This is a genomic window from Synechococcus sp. CB0205 (assembly GCF_000179255.1).
Lineage (GTDB): Bacteria > Cyanobacteriota > Cyanobacteriia > PCC-6307 > Cyanobiaceae > Vulcanococcus.
Window position 1 is genome coordinate 36,205 of record NZ_ADXM01000057.1, and the last position, 14,136, is coordinate 50,340.

General features: G+C 66.1%; 19 protein-coding genes. 11 read left to right on the forward strand and 8 right to left on the reverse strand.

The annotated features are described in order from the left end of the window. Positions 1–98: 98 nt before the first annotated feature. From ispG to CB0205_RS0111525, 3 genes are read right to left on the reverse strand one after another with little or no spacing between them, the layout of a single operon-like run. Entirely contained in the window at positions 99–1,322 is a 1,224-nt protein-coding gene (ispG, locus tag CB0205_RS0111515; protein ID WP_010317506.1) for a (E)-4-hydroxy-3-methylbut-2-enyl-diphosphate synthase, read from the reverse strand. Between the two features lie 37 nt (positions 1,323–1,359). After that, entirely contained in the window at positions 1,360–1,959 is a 600-nt protein-coding gene (locus CB0205_RS0111520; RefSeq protein WP_010317508.1) for a uracil-DNA glycosylase family protein, read from the reverse strand. A 10-nt stretch (positions 1,960–1,969) separates the two neighbouring features. Beyond that, entirely contained in the window at positions 1,970–2,359 is a 390-nt protein-coding gene (locus CB0205_RS0111525) for a VOC family protein (protein WP_043706042.1), read from the reverse strand. A gap of 81 nt (positions 2,360–2,440) precedes the next feature. Between CB0205_RS0111525 and CB0205_RS0111530 the strand changes: the two genes are divergently transcribed. From CB0205_RS0111530 to CB0205_RS0111565, 7 genes are all read left to right on the forward strand, one after another. Next, complete coding sequence (locus tag CB0205_RS0111530) at positions 2,441–3,619, forward strand: pyridoxal phosphate-dependent aminotransferase (protein WP_029626350.1); 1,179 nt, start codon at positions 2,441–2,443, stop codon at positions 3,617–3,619. Positions 3,620–3,653: 34 nt separating this feature from the next. Then, positions 3,654–4,604, forward strand: coding sequence for a putative selenate ABC transporter substrate-binding protein (locus CB0205_RS0111535; RefSeq protein ID WP_010317513.1), 951 nt, complete (start codon positions 3,654–3,656; stop codon positions 4,602–4,604). Positions 4,605–4,643: 39 nt separating this feature from the next. Continuing rightward, positions 4,644–4,880: a hypothetical protein gene (locus CB0205_RS0111540; protein WP_010317515.1), complete on the forward strand. Its 237-nt coding sequence runs from the start codon at positions 4,644–4,646 to the stop codon at positions 4,878–4,880. 90 nt (positions 4,881–4,970) lie between these two features. Continuing rightward, on the forward strand, positions 4,971–5,720 hold the full coding sequence (locus CB0205_RS0111550; protein WP_010317517.1) for a phosphonate ABC transporter ATP-binding protein: 750 nt from the start codon (positions 4,971–4,973) through the stop codon (positions 5,718–5,720). Beyond that, positions 5,717–7,252, forward strand: coding sequence for a hypothetical protein (locus CB0205_RS0111555; protein ID WP_010317519.1), 1,536 nt, complete (start codon positions 5,717–5,719; stop codon positions 7,250–7,252). The genes CB0205_RS0111550 and CB0205_RS0111555 overlap by 4 nt, the downstream gene beginning before the upstream one ends. 8 nt (positions 7,253–7,260) lie before the next feature. Then, on the forward strand, positions 7,261–7,938 hold the full coding sequence (locus CB0205_RS0111560) for a GDSL-type esterase/lipase family protein (RefSeq protein ID WP_010317521.1): 678 nt from the start codon (positions 7,261–7,263) through the stop codon (positions 7,936–7,938). A 78-nt stretch (positions 7,939–8,016) separates the two neighbouring features. Further along, a complete protein-coding gene (locus CB0205_RS0111565; RefSeq protein ID WP_010317523.1) occupies positions 8,017–8,778 on the forward strand; it encodes a sigma-70 family RNA polymerase sigma factor in 762 nt (253 codons plus the stop codon). On the opposite strand, the gene CB0205_RS0111570 is transcribed toward CB0205_RS0111565, so the two are convergent. Beyond that, positions 8,775–9,539 (reverse strand): DUF92 domain-containing protein, encoded by a 765-nt coding sequence (locus tag CB0205_RS0111570; protein ID WP_043706053.1) that lies wholly within the window; start codon positions 9,537–9,539, stop codon positions 8,775–8,777. The genes CB0205_RS0111565 and CB0205_RS0111570 overlap by 4 nt on opposite strands. Before the next feature lie 126 nt (positions 9,540–9,665). Here CB0205_RS0111570 and CB0205_RS0111575 point away from each other — a divergent pair, with 126 nt between their 5' ends. Beyond that, complete coding sequence (locus tag CB0205_RS0111575; RefSeq protein ID WP_010317527.1) at positions 9,666–10,049, forward strand: hypothetical protein; 384 nt, start codon at positions 9,666–9,668, stop codon at positions 10,047–10,049. 15 nt (positions 10,050–10,064) lie between these two features. Here CB0205_RS0111575 and CB0205_RS0111580 read toward each other — a convergent pair whose 3' ends face one another. Then, positions 10,065–10,811: a 16S rRNA (uracil(1498)-N(3))-methyltransferase gene (locus CB0205_RS0111580; RefSeq protein WP_010317528.1), complete on the reverse strand. Its 747-nt coding sequence runs from the start codon at positions 10,809–10,811 to the stop codon at positions 10,065–10,067. 3 nt (positions 10,812–10,814) lie between these two features. Then, positions 10,815–11,273: a DUF3531 family protein gene (locus CB0205_RS0111585; protein WP_010317529.1), complete on the reverse strand. Its 459-nt coding sequence runs from the start codon at positions 11,271–11,273 to the stop codon at positions 10,815–10,817. 69 nt (positions 11,274–11,342) lie between these two features. Here CB0205_RS0111585 and CB0205_RS0111590 point away from each other — a divergent pair, with 69 nt between their 5' ends. From CB0205_RS0111590 to CB0205_RS16140, 3 genes are all read left to right on the forward strand, one after another. Next, a complete protein-coding gene (locus CB0205_RS0111590) occupies positions 11,343–11,987 on the forward strand; it encodes an ABC transporter ATP-binding protein (RefSeq protein WP_043706045.1) in 645 nt (214 codons plus the stop codon). A 37-nt stretch (positions 11,988–12,024) separates the two neighbouring features. Next, positions 12,025–12,942 (forward strand): Hsp33 family molecular chaperone HslO, encoded by a 918-nt coding sequence (gene hslO, locus CB0205_RS0111595; protein ID WP_010317531.1) that lies wholly within the window; start codon positions 12,025–12,027, stop codon positions 12,940–12,942. Between the two features lie 79 nt (positions 12,943–13,021). After that, on the forward strand, positions 13,022–13,180 hold the full coding sequence (locus tag CB0205_RS16140; RefSeq protein ID WP_010317532.1) for a hypothetical protein: 159 nt from the start codon (positions 13,022–13,024) through the stop codon (positions 13,178–13,180). Here the strand turns inward: CB0205_RS16140 and CB0205_RS0111605 are convergent. Next, on the reverse strand, positions 13,177–13,863 hold the full coding sequence (locus CB0205_RS0111605) for a CPP1-like family protein (RefSeq protein WP_010317533.1): 687 nt from the start codon (positions 13,861–13,863) through the stop codon (positions 13,177–13,179). The genes CB0205_RS16140 and CB0205_RS0111605 overlap by 4 nt on opposite strands. Positions 13,864–13,900: 37 nt before the next feature. Then, positions 13,901–14,125 carry a hypothetical protein gene (locus CB0205_RS0111610; protein ID WP_010317534.1) on the reverse strand — a complete coding sequence of 75 codons (225 nt, stop codon included), beginning with the start codon at positions 14,123–14,125 and terminating at the stop codon, positions 13,901–13,903. Between the last annotated feature and the right edge of the window lie 11 nt (positions 14,126–14,136).

Sequence of the window (14,136 nt, forward strand, 5' to 3'; positions counted from 1 at the left end):
GGCGCTCCTGAGGCCGGGAGATTGCTTCAACGTAGCTGCAATTCACACAGCTCAGTTGGCGTGAAAACCGGAGATATCTAAGGGTTAGCCGTAGGGCCTCAGGGATCGACCCAACGGCCGTCGTCCTTGATCAAGGCAATCAAAGCCTCCACGCCCTCGGCCTCTGGAACCCGGCGGATCTCGTCGCGGCCGCGGTAGAGCGAAATCACACCGGGGGTTTTACCGACGTAGCCGTAATCGGCATCGGCCATCTCACCGGGGCCATTGACAATGCAGCCCATCACAGCGATGTCGAGACCCGTGAGGTGGGAGGTGGCGTTGCGCACCTTGTTGAGCACGTCCTCCAGGTTGAACAACGTGCGTCCGCAGCTGGGGCAGCTGACGTACTCGACCATGGTCTTGCGCAGACCCAGGGACTGCAGGATCGAGTAGCAGACAGGGATTTCCTTCTCCGGTGCCTCGGTCAGCGACACCCGGATCGTGTCTCCCAGGCCATCGGCCAACAGGGTGGCAATGCCAGCGGTGCTCTTGATCCGGCCGTAATCACCGTCACCGGCTTCTGTCACCCCGAGGTGCAGGGGGTAGTTGAAGCCCTCGGCATCCATCCGGTCGGCCATCATCCGGTAGGCGGCCAGCATCACTGGAGCCCGCGAAGCCTTCATCGAGACCACGATGTTGTGGAAGTCGAGGCGGTCGCAGATGCGGATGAACTCCAGGGCGCTCTCCACCATCCCCAGGGGGGTGTCGCCGTAGGTGAACAGCATCCGCTCCGCCAGGGAGCCATGGTTGACGCCAATGCGCAGGGCCTTGTCCTGGGCCTTCAGGAGGCTGACCAGGGGTTCAAAGGTCTCGGTGATGCGATCACCGATCTGAGCGATCTCTTCGGGGGTGAACTCGGTCCGATTCGGATCCGGCTTGTCAAAGACAAACAAGCCCGGGTTGATCCGGACCTTGTCGACATGGTTCGCCACTTCCAGGGCGATCTTCATGCCGTTGTGGTGCACATCAGCCACCAGGGGAACGGGCTGATAGGTGTCTTCCAGGCGCTTGCGGATCTCCCCCATCGCCTTGGCGTGGGCCAAGGACGGAACGGTGACACGAACGATCTCGCAGCCCGCCTCATGCAAGCGACGGATCCCAGCGGTGGCCCCCTCGATGTCGAGGGTGTCCTCGTTGATCATCGACTGCACCACCACGGGGTGCTCGCTCCCGATCCAGAGGTCGCCCACCCGAACGCTGCGGGTCTGGCGGCGGCGGATCACCGTGTCGTAACGGGAGGACAGCTGCCCCGCCTCGGGCGTTGCGGTGAGAGAGGCAGTCATGGCAGCAGCGTTGGGCAGGCCGGTTGGGGCAAGCCTGTCACAACGAAGCGTCCAATTGGGCCAGACGGCGCTGCACATCCTGCAGGTCCTGCCAGGTGAGCCACTTCGGGGCACCGCGCTCTTTCGAGGGATTGCGCAGCAGGTACGAGGGGTGGAAGACGGGCATCAACCAACGGCCTTCCCATTGGCGCCACTGACCGCGAATCTTGGTCATCCCGCCCTTGATGCCCAGTAGGCCCTCCACGGCCGTGGCCCCAGCCAACAGGATGACCGCGGGATCCACCAGGGCGATCTGACGATCCAACCAGGGCTTGCACGAGGCCATCTCCAAGGCCGTGGGCTTGCGGTTCTCCGGTGGCCGGCACTTGACGATGTTGCAGACGTAGGCGTCGTGATTGCTGTCGATGCCCACGCTCTCGAGCATGCGATCCAGCAGCTGGCCAGAGCGACCGACAAAGGGCTGTCCCTGCTCATCCTCCTGAGCACCAGGACCCTCGCCGATGACCATCAGGCGCGCCTGGGGATTGCCGCGGCTGACCACGACCTGGCTGCGGCTGGAGCCCAACTTGCAGAGGCGACAGGCATCGCAGCTCTCCGCCAAGGACGCCAGGTCCTGTTCAAGGGAGGTGGCCGTCATCGCCCCGCAATCAATTGCGAGTCTCTCTAGCAATCAGCAGCAGGGCGTTGCCTTCGGGATCGTTCAACCAGGCCTCCCAACCGAAGGGCTCCTGACGCAGGGGCTCCAGCAGGGCGGCCCCCTGGGCCTGAGCCCGCTCGACCGCAGCCTGAAGGCCGGATGCGCCGCCGCTGAGCTGGATCGCCAGGGCGAGACGTCCCCGTTGGCGAGCGAGTGGTCTGGAGCGACTGGGGGCGTAGATCTCCATCCAGCCCGAACCGGGCAAGGGCAGCTGCCAGTGGCTGGCACTCAAGCCAGCCTGCAGCGGCGAGAGGCAGACGGAGCCGTAGAAACGGGCCAAGGCCTCGGGGTCATCCGCCGCCAACACCAGGCCAACGGTCGGAGAGGTCAGTGGAGACATCGTTTCGGGGCCCGGCATGCGGCAGGATGCACAGCATCACCGGTTCGCCGCAAGGCGTGCCCCCCTGACGTCGCTGCTCGAATGCCGCGCCCGTTGAAACTCTCCGCCCGGGCCGAAGCGCTGCAGCCCTCGTTGACGCTGGCCATCGCGGCCCGCGCCAAGGCCCTGAAGGCCGAGGGACGCGACATCTGCAGCCTGAGCGCAGGTGAGCCGGACTTTGATACCCCAGCCTTCATCCGCCAGGCCGCGGCCCAGGCCCTCGAGAGTGGCCTGACCCGCTACGGCCCGGCCGCCGGCGAGCCGCCCCTACGGGAAGCCATTGCCCAGAAGCTGACCCAGGAGAACCAAGTCCCCACCAGTGCGGATCAGGTGCTGGTCACCAACGGCGGCAAACAGGCCCTCTACAACCTGTTTCAGGTGCTGCTGGAGCCCGGTGATGAACTGCTGCTCCCTGCGCCCTACTGGCTGAGCTACCCGGAGATTGCGCGGTTAGCTGGCGCCTCAGTGCGCTTGATCCCCAGCTCAGCCACAGAAGGATTCCGGCTCGACCCCGAACGGCTGGAGGCAGCGATCACGCCGGCCAGCAAGTTGCTCGTGCTCAATAGCCCGGGCAACCCCACCGGTGCGGTGCTCAGCCGCGGTGACCTGGAGGCGATCGCCGCAGTCCTCCGGCGCCATCCCCAGGTGGCGGTGGTCTGCGATGAGATCTACGAATTTCTGCTGGCACCCGGCCACAGCCACCACAGCTTCGCGGCGGTCGCCCCGGACCTGGCGGATCGGGTCTTCACCGTCAATGGCTTCGCCAAGGGCTGGGCGATGACCGGCTGGCGGATCGGCTGGCTGGCCGGCAACAGCAGCGTTCTCAAGGCCGCCAGCGCCCTGCAGAGCCAGAGCACCAGCAACGTCTGCACCTTTGCCCAGTACGGAGCCCTGGCGGCGGTGACCGGCTCGCGCGAGTGCGTCCAAACCATGGCGGCTCAATTCACCCACCGCCGTCAGCTGCTCAGCGATGGCCTCCAGGCCATCGCCGGTGTGCAACTGCTGCCGCCCCAGGGGGCGTTCTACGCCTTCCCCAACATCAGCAGCACCGGCCTGGACTCAATGCGCTTCTGTGAGCGGCTGCTCGATGAGCAGGGCCTCGCGGTGGTGCCCGGTGGCGCCTTTGGTGACAACGACTGCATTCGCCTCTCCTGCGCCGCCTCGGACGCCACCATCCAGGACGGACTGACACGGTTGCAGCGCTTCATCGAACAGCTCTAAAGGCAAAATCGGAGGTTCTTCTGCACCTCCTGCGATGACCATCCGCTTGACAGGCCGAGAACGTTGGGCCGCCGCGGCCGTGGGCGTCTCGCTTGCGCTGCTGCCGGTGGCCACACCTCTGCCCTTGAGCAGTGCCTTCACCCCCGCAGCCGTCGCCCAGACCAACAAGCCGGTGCTGCGCATTGGCGCCATCCCCGATCAGAAGCCCGAGAAGCTGAACCGGCTCTACGGATTGGTGGCCAATGAACTCAGCAAGCAGCTGAATGTCGACGTCAAATATGTCCCCGTCACGAACTACGCCGCGGCGGTCAGTGCCTTCCGCACCGGCAATTTGGATCTGGTCTGGTTTGGCGGCCTGACCGGTGTCCAGGCCCGGCTGCAAAAGCCCGGCTCCCAGGTGATCGCCCAGCGCGACATCGACGCCAAATTCCAATCGGTCTTCATCGCCAACCGCAAGAGCCAGCTCAAGCCCATCGGCAGCATCAACGGCCTGAAGGAGCTCAAGGGCAAGCGCGTCACCTTCGGATCGCAGAGCTCCACCTCAGGGCGGCTGATGCCCCAGTACTTCCTGGCGCAGGCCGGGGTGAAGCCCAGCCAGTTCGCCGGTGGAGCCCCCGGCTTCAGCGGCAGCCATGACGCCACCGTGGCCCTGGTGCAAAGCGGCGCCTATGACGCCGGCGCCCTGAACAAACAGGTCTGGGAAGCCAACCTGGCCAGCGGCAAGGCCAACAAGGCCAAGGTCTATGCGATCTGGACCACCCCCGGTTACCCGGACTACCACTGGATCGCCCAGTCCGACCTGAACCAGCGCTTCGGAGCCGGCTTCAGCACGAAGCTGCGTCAGGCGATCTTGAGCTGGCGCAGCAGCAACCCTGAGCAGAAGGCCATCCTGGAGCTCTTCGGTGCCCAGCGCTTTATCGGGGCGAAGGCCAGCGATTACGCCAAGATCGAGCAGGTCGGCCGGCAGATCGGCAAGATCCGCTGATTCCAGGAGCAGAATGCGGGGAGACCTGTCCTCTCCGCATTGTCCACGACCCTGCTGACGGACCTGCTGCTGCTGGTGGCTGGCCTGCTGCTCTGGCAGCGCAGCTGTAGCGACGGCGACGAGGTCTGGGTCCTGTTTCTGCGCTCTATTGCCGCCATTGACCTGGCGGTGATCCTGCTGAGCAATGGGGTTCTCTGGCTGGAGATCCCCCTGCTCGTTCTGGTCTTCGGCCTGCCCTCAGTGGCCAAACTGGAAAAGCGTGAGGGGCGGGGATGAACCCACGCGGCCCCGACGTCATCGAACTCACCCTGGTGGGGTTAATCCTGGCCTTGATGGTCTTCCGCTTCACCCAGAGCTAAGGCCCCGATGGATGCGCCCGTCCTGGAATTGCGGGGGGTGAGCGTCAAGGGACGCCAACAGCCCAGGCTGGATCAGGTTCAGCTCAGCCTTCACGCCGGTGAACGACTGGCGCTGCTCGGCCCCAGCGGGGCGGGCAAAAGCACCCTGCTGGGCGTCGCCAATGGCCTACTCCAGGCCGATCAAGGTCAAGTGCTCTGGGGCGGGGAGGCCCTGTCCAGGCGCCCCCGAATCAAACGGCGCCAACAGCGACAGATCGGAACGCTTTGGCAGGACCTGCGCCTGATTGAGGAGCTCAGCGTTCAACAGAACCTGAACTGCGGCCGACTCGCGCAGTGGGGCTGGCCGAAGGCCCTGCTGAACCTGGTCCTTCCCATAGAAACCGAGGCCTGCGCAGCCGCCCTGCGGCAACTCGATCTCGATCCCGCTCTGTTGGCGCAATCGGTGGGACAGCTCTCTGGCGGACAACGCCAACGGGTTGCCATCGCTCGGCTGCTGCGTCAGGACCCTCTGCTCTGGCTCGCCGATGAACCCCTCTCCAGCCTTGATCCCCGCTTGGCAGGGGAGTTGCTCCAGCTCCTGCTGGAGCAGACCGCGGCGCCACGGGCGCTGGTGATGAGCCTGCACAGGCCGGACCTGCTGGCGGGATTTAGCCGCGTGGTGGGTCTGCGGGAGGGACGCATCCTGTTTGATTGCGCGCCGGAGCAACTCGAGCCGCAGGCCCTGCAGCGTCTCTACGCCGGAAGCACGACCCCTTGAAGATCGCGCCGCCACTCCAGGTCCTGATCCCCGCTGGGGTGATCCTGCCCCTGGCCCTGGTGCTGCCAGGGCTCTGCCATGGCGGCGGCTGGGAATTGATTGGCGCCTTCGCCGAGGCAGCCCTGCACCCGTCGCTGGATCCAGTCGTGGTCGACTCCCTACTCAGGGGACTGGGCGTGACGGTCGGTGTGGCGCTGTTGAGCTGGTGCCTGAGCCTGCTGCTGGGACTGTTGCTGGGGCTGGCCAGCTCGCGGCTGGTCTGGAGCACCCTGAGTGGCACTGCGCTGCCTGCGGAGCTGCTGCGCCGATTCCTGGCGATCACCCGCTCAATCCATGAGTTGATCTGGGGCCTACTGCTGCTGCAGGTGCTGGGGCTGCAGCCCGCCGTGGCGGTGCTGGCGATCGTGATTCCCTATGGCGCCCTGGTGGCCCGGGTGATCAGCGATCAACTCGATGCCTTACCCGATCAGACCCTGAAGGCCCTCTTGAGTGCCGGCAGTGCAGGCCCGGCGGCCCTGCTGACGGCCATGGGACCGCCCCTCCTGCCTGGGGTGGTCAGCTACGGCGGCTACAGGCTCGAATGCGCTCTGCGCAGCGCCACGCTGCTGGGGGTGTTTGGTCTTGGGGGCCTGGGCAACGAACTGCTGCTCACCCTGCAGTCCTTGGAATTTCGCGAGCTCTGGAGTGGCCTCTGGCTGCTGCTAGCGGTGATGCTGAGCCTGGAGAGCCTGATCCGTGCCCTGCGCCAGCGCTGGGGACTGGCCAACCGCTTTGGTCAAGCCCAGCCCGGTGTGGGACGGCAAGGCCGGGAGATCCTGCTTCTACTTGGGCTCCTGCTCCCCCTGATGCTGGCGATCAGCCACAGCCTGGGGATTGAGCCAGCGGCGCTATTGCATTGGCAACCGCTGCCGCCGCTGCATTCCCAGCACTGGCAGGAGGCCCTCGCCCTTCCCTGGGGGCGACTGATCGGCAACACCCTGCTGCTCACGCTCCTCTCGGCCTGCTTAGCCGTCGGCGGTGCTCCGCTGCTGCTCCTGCTGGTCGCGCCGTGGCGCCTGGCTCAGCCGCTGCTCAGGCTGCTCTGGGCCCTGGGGCGACTCTGGCCACCGCCGCTCACGGCACTGTTGCTGCTGTTTGTCTTCAAACCGGGGATCTGGACTGCAGCCCTGGCCTTGGGGTTTCACAACCTCGGGATCTTGGGTCGCCTGTTGCTAGAGGGCGCAGAGTCCTGCAGCGGCGCAGCCGAGGACGCCCTACATGGCCAAGGGGTCGGGGCACGGGTGGCTCTGCTCTACGGACGTTTCAGCGCTTTGGCGCGCTCCTATCTGGCCTATGGCGCCTACCGCAGCGATGTGATCCTGCGGGAGACCGTGGTGGTCGGTCTGATGGCGGGGACCGGGCTTGGAACCCAGTTGCAGGAAAGCCTCAGCTCATTTGCCTGGGATCAGATCGCCCTGTTGCTTGTGGCCTATGCGGCCCTCACCCTGGTGGGTGAAGATCTGAGCGACCGCGCCCGGCGGCGCCTGCTGTAAGCGACTCCATGCTGTTGGCCGTTCCCCGCAAATTGATCGTGCTTGGGGACAGCGGCGTCTACGGCTGGGGGGACCCCGAAGAGGGTGGCTGGTGCGAGCGCCTCAGGCGGCACTGGATGGGGCTGCCCGGCGGACCGGTGCTCTATCCCCTCGGCGTTCGCGGCGATGGTCTCGAGCGGGTGGCGGCGCGCTGGGCCAGCGAGTTCGCTTGCCGCGGGGAACTCAGGCGTCAGCAGCCCCAGGGGATCCTGCTCTCCGTCGGCCTCAACGACACCGCGCGAATCGGTCGCCGCGACGGGCGCCACCAACTCGATCCGGAGGCCTTTCTCTTCGGCCTCCAACAACTTCTCAACCAGCTCAAAGCAGCCGCACCGCTCCTGGTGCTGGGACTGACGCCCGTGGACGAGCACGTCATGCCCTTCGCGGATCTGCTCTGGTACAGCAATGAGCACGTCCGCCAGTACGAAGCGCTGCTGAAGGAGGCCTGCATGGAGGCCGATCTGCCCTTCCTGCCGCTACTGGACTCCCTGCTGGGGGATCCGAGCTGGCTGCAGTGGCTCTGCCCCGATGGGATTCACTTCAACAGCGAGGGACATCGTCAGATCTACGAGCGGGTGCGTCACTGGAGTCCGCTCTTGAGCTGGGCGGACCTGCAGCCCACCAGCGCCGGGACCCCCCTCTACTGAGGGGAATCAGACCCCCGAGGGGGTGAGCCAACGAGCCGTTCAAGCGGTTGAGGCTGAGGGCAGAGCTAGGCATCCGCTATGGCAGTCCAGGACCAACAGCAATGGCTCTTGAGCCGTTATCTCAAGGACCCCAACCACGCGCACCGCAACGCCGTCGTCGCCGCCAACCTGCCCCTGGTCTGGAAGGTGGCCCGGCGGGAAAGCGAGCGCAGCGGCCACAGCTTTGAAGACCTGGCCCAAGAGGGCGTCCGCGGTCTGATCAAGGCGGTCGAGCGCTTTGATCCAAGCCTGGGCTACACCCTGAGTACGGCCGCCGTTCCCTGGATTCGCGGCGCCATGCGTCACTACCTCAGGGACCGCTGCCGCGTCTTCAGCGGCGCCCGCAACGTGATCGAACTGCTGCAGCGGGGAGCAGCACTGCAGCGCCGGCGCGAGCAGCAGGGACTCAGCCCGATGAACGACAGCTCCCTCGCCCGGGCCCTCGGCTGCTCCCAGCAGCGCTGGCAGGAAGCCCAGGCCCTGCAGACCTGCCTGCGGGTGGCCAGCCTGGATCAACCCGGTGGCGGGTCAGACCCCGAGACCCCCCTGGTGGAGCAACTCAGCGATCAACAGGCACCAGGTCAGTACGGCTGGCTCGAGCGCTGCGAACTGCGCCGTCAGCTCTGGAGGGGACTGAAAACCCTGCAGGCCAGTCAACGGCGACTGGTGCTGGCCCGGGTGCTGCAGCAGCGGACCTGGCAGGACCTGGGCGCGATGGCAGGGATCAGTGCCCGTGCCGCCCAGCGGCGTTACCAGCAGGCCTGCGGCATCGTCCGTGAGCAACTGGTGGGCGTGAGCTAGGCCAGGGCCAAGCGCAACGCCAGCCCGATGGCCAGCAGGGCCGCAATCAGGGTCTGCAGGGCATTGACCAGCTCATTGCTCAGCCAGGGGAAGCGGTCCTGGACCGTGGCGCCGATCAGGCTCTCCATCAAGGTCGCCGCCAGCCCCACCAGGGCCACCAGCAACCAGGTCGGCCCGCCATGAATCAACCCCAACTGGAGCATCACCAGGGCCATCAAGGCGCTGCCCGCCGCACTGGCGGCGGTGCCCTCCAGGCTGATGGCTCCCTCGGTGCCGGGGGGAACGGGCTGGAAGTTCGTGATCGAAACGGTGTGGCGTCCCCAACGCTTGCCGATCTCACTGCCGCAGGTGTCGCCCAACTTGGCGGCAAAGCTCGCGGCAAAGCCGATCTTGAGCAGGATCACCGGCGCCATCGGCCAGACGCTGAGCACCGCCAACGCGGCCCCAGTCGCCGCCGATCCCCAGACGTTCTCCGGCCCGCGCCGGCCGCCACGCCCCTCGGCCAAGCCCTGCTCCTGCTTACGCCGGTAGCCCAGACGGGTCACCAGCGAGCCGAGGGCTAGGTAAAGCGCCACGGCCAACCAACCGGGCCAGTCCAGGCTGCCGAGGAGCACGGTGCCGAGGATCCCCGCGTGGACCCAGCCGGAGCGCGTCAACAGGGGAAGCCGCTGGGCGGCGCCAATCAGCACACCATTAATCACCAGGGCGGCCAGCCAGTGCTGCAAGCGCTCTGGGCTGAGCAAGATCTGAAGATCGAGCATCCCTGGAATCAGCGACTGGCTCCAGAAGAACACAGCAGCTGGAACTTCTGTTGCACTGCCCTACGGCCGCTGTTCAGAAGCACCGGCAGCAGCGGATAATCCTGCAAACGGTCTATTACCGGCGCCATGGTGTTCAACCGCAAAGGCAGCTTCTTCCTCAACCTCGATGAGAAGGCAGCTGAACAGTCGGTGACTGTGGCCCCCATTGCCGAGAAGCCTGCCAAGGCCAAGGCTCCTGTCGAGGCCAAGGCTGCCGTTGCACTCAAGGCAAGCGCCGCCGCTGCACCTGCTGAAACCGCACCTGCAGCGACCGGTTCGGTGCAAACCACCGCTGAAGCGATCGCCGCTGAATTAGCCGCGGAGCAAGCCGCTCTTCCCGCCAAGACCGACGCCACCTTCGCCCCCGAGTGTGTGACCGCCGGCGGCGCCCTGCCGATGCGTCGCCGCCGCGGTGGCGCCAACCTCGCCGGCTTCCGCAGCATGGCCAGCGGCATGTTTGGCAAGAAGTAAGGCTGAGGGTCTGAGCTAGCTGCCGCAGCGCGCAACGCGGGCACTACTCAGGCTGCTCAAGCCACTCACGCAGGCCGTCGAGCTGCGCAGGATGCGAGGGCCCAGATCAACGGGCTTCCATCCGGCCGCCTCGGCGGCCTGTTCTTCGCTGGGGGACCAGCCCCCCTCAGGGCCGCAGGCCAGCCAAAGGCTGGAGAGACGCTCCAAGGGCTGATCGGCCAACACAGAAGCCAACAGCGGCAGCTCTTGCTGACGGGTGGTCGCCCAAAACCCTGGAACCGCCGAATCCCTCAGGCCCAGGAGCTGATGGACGTCCATCGGCTCCTCAATCCGCGGCGACCAGAGCCGTTCACATTGCTCAGCCGCTTCAGCGGCAATGCTGCGCCAGCGCTCCAGCCGCAGGCTGCCCTGGACGACCGTTCGCTCACAGAGAAGCGGGATGAAGCGATCCACCCCCAGCTCGACGGCCATACGCAACACCACCTCAAAGTCGCGCTTGACCACCGCAGCGGCCAAGACCAGCTGGGGAGCCGGTGCAGGCTGGTGCTCCAAGGGCGCCTCCAGGCTCTGCTCCAGCTCGGCGCAGGCGGACTGCCGAAGCACGGCCGTCCAGAGGGCGCCCTGACCGTTGACCACGGCAAAGCGATCACCGGCACTGAACCGCAGCACGCGGGTGAGATAGCGCTCCTCCTCACGGGTCAACGCGATCTGCGAAGCCAGGCGCTCCGGTGCAATCAACAGCCGACGCAGCTCCCGGGCCATGGACTACGCGTCCGGGGCTCCGACGGGGAAGAGGCTTTCGGGATGGTCCTCCACGGGCCAATCCTCATTGGCCCCACCGATCAGCAGCTCCTCGATCTGAACCACATCGGAGTCGATCTGGCGCAGGGTGTTGATCAGGACATCGAGGGCAAAGCCGTCACTGGTGCCCAGATCCACCCAGCAACGAGCCCAGGAGCCCTGGTACTCGATTTCACCCATGTTGTGCATCAGTGCAGGCATGGCCCGCTCCGCCGTCTCGGCGTCGTAGCCCATCCAGCTGACCTCAGCGCCCTCCTCGTGGACCTGCAGGTTCTCGGCGTTGAACCCACCCAACTTGCCCAAGAAGAACCAACTGTCCAAGGTGGTCTCGATATAGCCCCGCTCCCCCTGGCCCGGGGGATTGCTGAAGCGCAACCACAGCCAGCAATTGAAGGGGTCAAATTCTCGAAAACGAATCTCCATTGCAGCGCGATGCGGCAGGGCTTGCTCCCATCAAACATGCTGGGGGCACCTGACGGCCATCGGCCAGCGATGCTTGAGCTCGACGCGCTCCGCTACCACGCCGCAACGGCTCCGGAGCCTGTCCTGAGGGGGGCCAGCATGGGCCTGGAGCCCGGGCGGATTGCGCTGGTGGCCGGCCGCAGTGGCTCCGGCAAGTCCACCCTGCTGGAGTTGATCTGCGGACTGGCCGATCCAAGCCACGGGGAGATCCGCTGGCACGGCAAAGCCCTCAATGCCCGCCAGCGCCGTTGGCTCTGCGGCCTGGTCTTTCAGTTCCCCGAACGCCATTTCCTCGGACTCACCGTCGGCCAAGAACTGCGACTGGGGCAGCGGCGCCTGCCAAGCGAGAAGGCGGAGGCGGTGCTGCAGCAGGTCGGCCTTAGCGGCCTGTCCTTCCAACAGGCCCCGGAGGAACTCAGCGGCGGACAGCAGCGGCGCCTGGCCATGGCGGTCCAGCTGCTGCGGGACCCCAAGGTGCTGTTGATGGATGAACCCACCGCCGGACTGGATTGGTCCGTGCGCTCGGAAATCATTGAGCTGATCGATCAGCTCAGCCGCGAGCGCATCGTGCTGATCGTCACCCATGAGCCTGAACTGTTCGAGCCCCTGACGGAACCAGGACAGCGCTGGAACCTGATCGATGGGCAACTCCAGCCCGCGCTCATCCCCTGCTGAGGCCGCTGAATACAGTGCCTCGAGCAAGGGGCAGGGCATGTCGGATCGGTTGGTGCGCGCAACGGCTGCAGGCGGAGGGATCCGCCTGGTGGCTGTCAGCACCAGCACCACGGTTCGCTACGCCCGCCGCCGCCACAACCTCTCGTTTTTGACGACCGCCCTGCTGGGACGCGCAATGACCGCCGGCCTGCTGCTGGCCAGCTCCATGAAGGTCGCCCACGGGCGAGTCAACCTGCGGATCTCCTCCGATGGCCCGCTCAAGGGACTGATGGTGGATGCCGGCCGCGATGGAACCGTGCGCGGCTACGTCGGGACCCCCGAGCTCGAACTCGACCTGCTGGACAGCGCCGATGGCGCCCACAGCTTCGACTTCAGACAGGCCACCGGCACCGGGTACCTCCACGTGGTTCGGGACCTGGGCGAGGGGGAGCCGTTCAGCTCAACGGTCGAGCTGGTCAGCGGCGGCATCGGCGATGACGTGGCCTCCTACCTGCTGCACTCCGAGCAGACCCCCTCGGCGGTCTTCGTGGGCGAGCGCATCGACAGCAGCGGCTTAAGGCATGCCGGCGGGGTGTTGGTGCAAGTGCTGCCCAAGGCCGCGCGGGAGCCAGCCCTGGTGGCGCTGTTGGAGGAGCGTTGCCGCGAGATTGAGCACTTCAGCGACCGCCTGGCCGCCTGCGAAGGCAACCTCGAGGCCCTGCTCCAGGACATCTTCCCGGACCTTGATCCCCAGCTGCTTGAGGACGCCGAAGCCAGCCAGGACATCACCTTCCACTGCCCCTGCAGCCGCAAGCGCAGCGTTAACGCCCTCAAACTGCTGGGGCGCGATGAGCTCTCCCAGATGCTCAGCGAAGACGGCAAGGCCGAACTCACCTGCCATTTCTGCAATGAGGTCTATGACATCAAGGCCGCCGAGCTGCAGGAGCTGATCGACGAGCTTTCGCCTGCCGCCTAACGGCTGAAAAAGCGTCCTGGGGTGATCACCATCGCGCCCCAGCCGGAGCTGTAACGGGGAAGCGCTGCAGGCCCTGGTGATGACCCGGTTTCCCCACTGCCTGAACTGCAGTCACTTTGCGCTGAACAGCTCCAACCAGAGCGGCTGTTGCCGCTTCTGGGCTATCACGATCCCCTGGGGAGCAGCCCGGACCCTGCGTTGCCACAGCTGGAACCAGGCCGGCAGCAAGCAGCTCTAGGCGATCAGCAGGGCGCCCAGCAGCAGCAGCAGCAGGGCCGGCAGGCTCTGGACCTGGTGGGCATCGAGCGGAAGGCCCAGGGGCAAGCTCGGATCCAGCAGTTGAAGCAGTAGGGCACCGATGCCCAGACCCAGGCTCAGCAGCAGGATGCTGAAGCCGACGGCCTGGAGCAGGCGCCGACTGCGCCGCTGCAGCAGCACAACGCTGAACAACGTGGAAAGGGCCAGCACCAGCTCGGCCGAGGAGGCCGGCGCGACCAGCAGCAACAGAGTCAGCAGAGCGAAGCCACCCACGGGCAGCCAACGCTGCTGCCCCTCGGCCAACTCCAGCGCAGGCAGCGAGGGCTTCGGCAGGGACGGCTTGGGCAGGGCCGCAAGTTTCGGCAGGGATGGCAGAGATGGCCGCGCGGGTGATGCCGAGGGAGGTGCCTTGGCCTCGCGGGCCGAAGCGTTGAGGGCTGCGGTGCTGACCTTGCCCTGCTGCCGCTCCTTCAGGCGATCCATCAGCACGGCGTCGTAGGCCGCCTCGATCTGGGCGCGGGCCTGGGGGTTCTCACCCACCTCATCGAGCCTGGCCTGCTTGGCGGCCTGCACCGCCTCAAATCCCGCACCGGTCTCGATGCCCAGGCGCTCGTAGGGACTGGGCTGGGAACCGGTCGAGGAGGAATCAGGACCCTGGTTCATGCCACCGCGCGCCGCAGGATTGCATTCCTGAGCGTAGTCAGAACAGGGGCTCGCTGGACTGGAACCCTTGCTGGCGCAGCAGCAGGATGCGCTGGCGGGCAGCCTCATCGAGCTCAAGCCAACAGCGACTCTTCAACAGGGGCATCTGCGGCGGCAGGTGACTCCCTTCTCTCATCTCAATGCCCATGCCGCCACGGACAAAATTGACGTAATCGTTGCCCCCATCGGTCCTGGGGCGAACCAGCCAAAGAGAACCAGGCATCAGCCAATCAG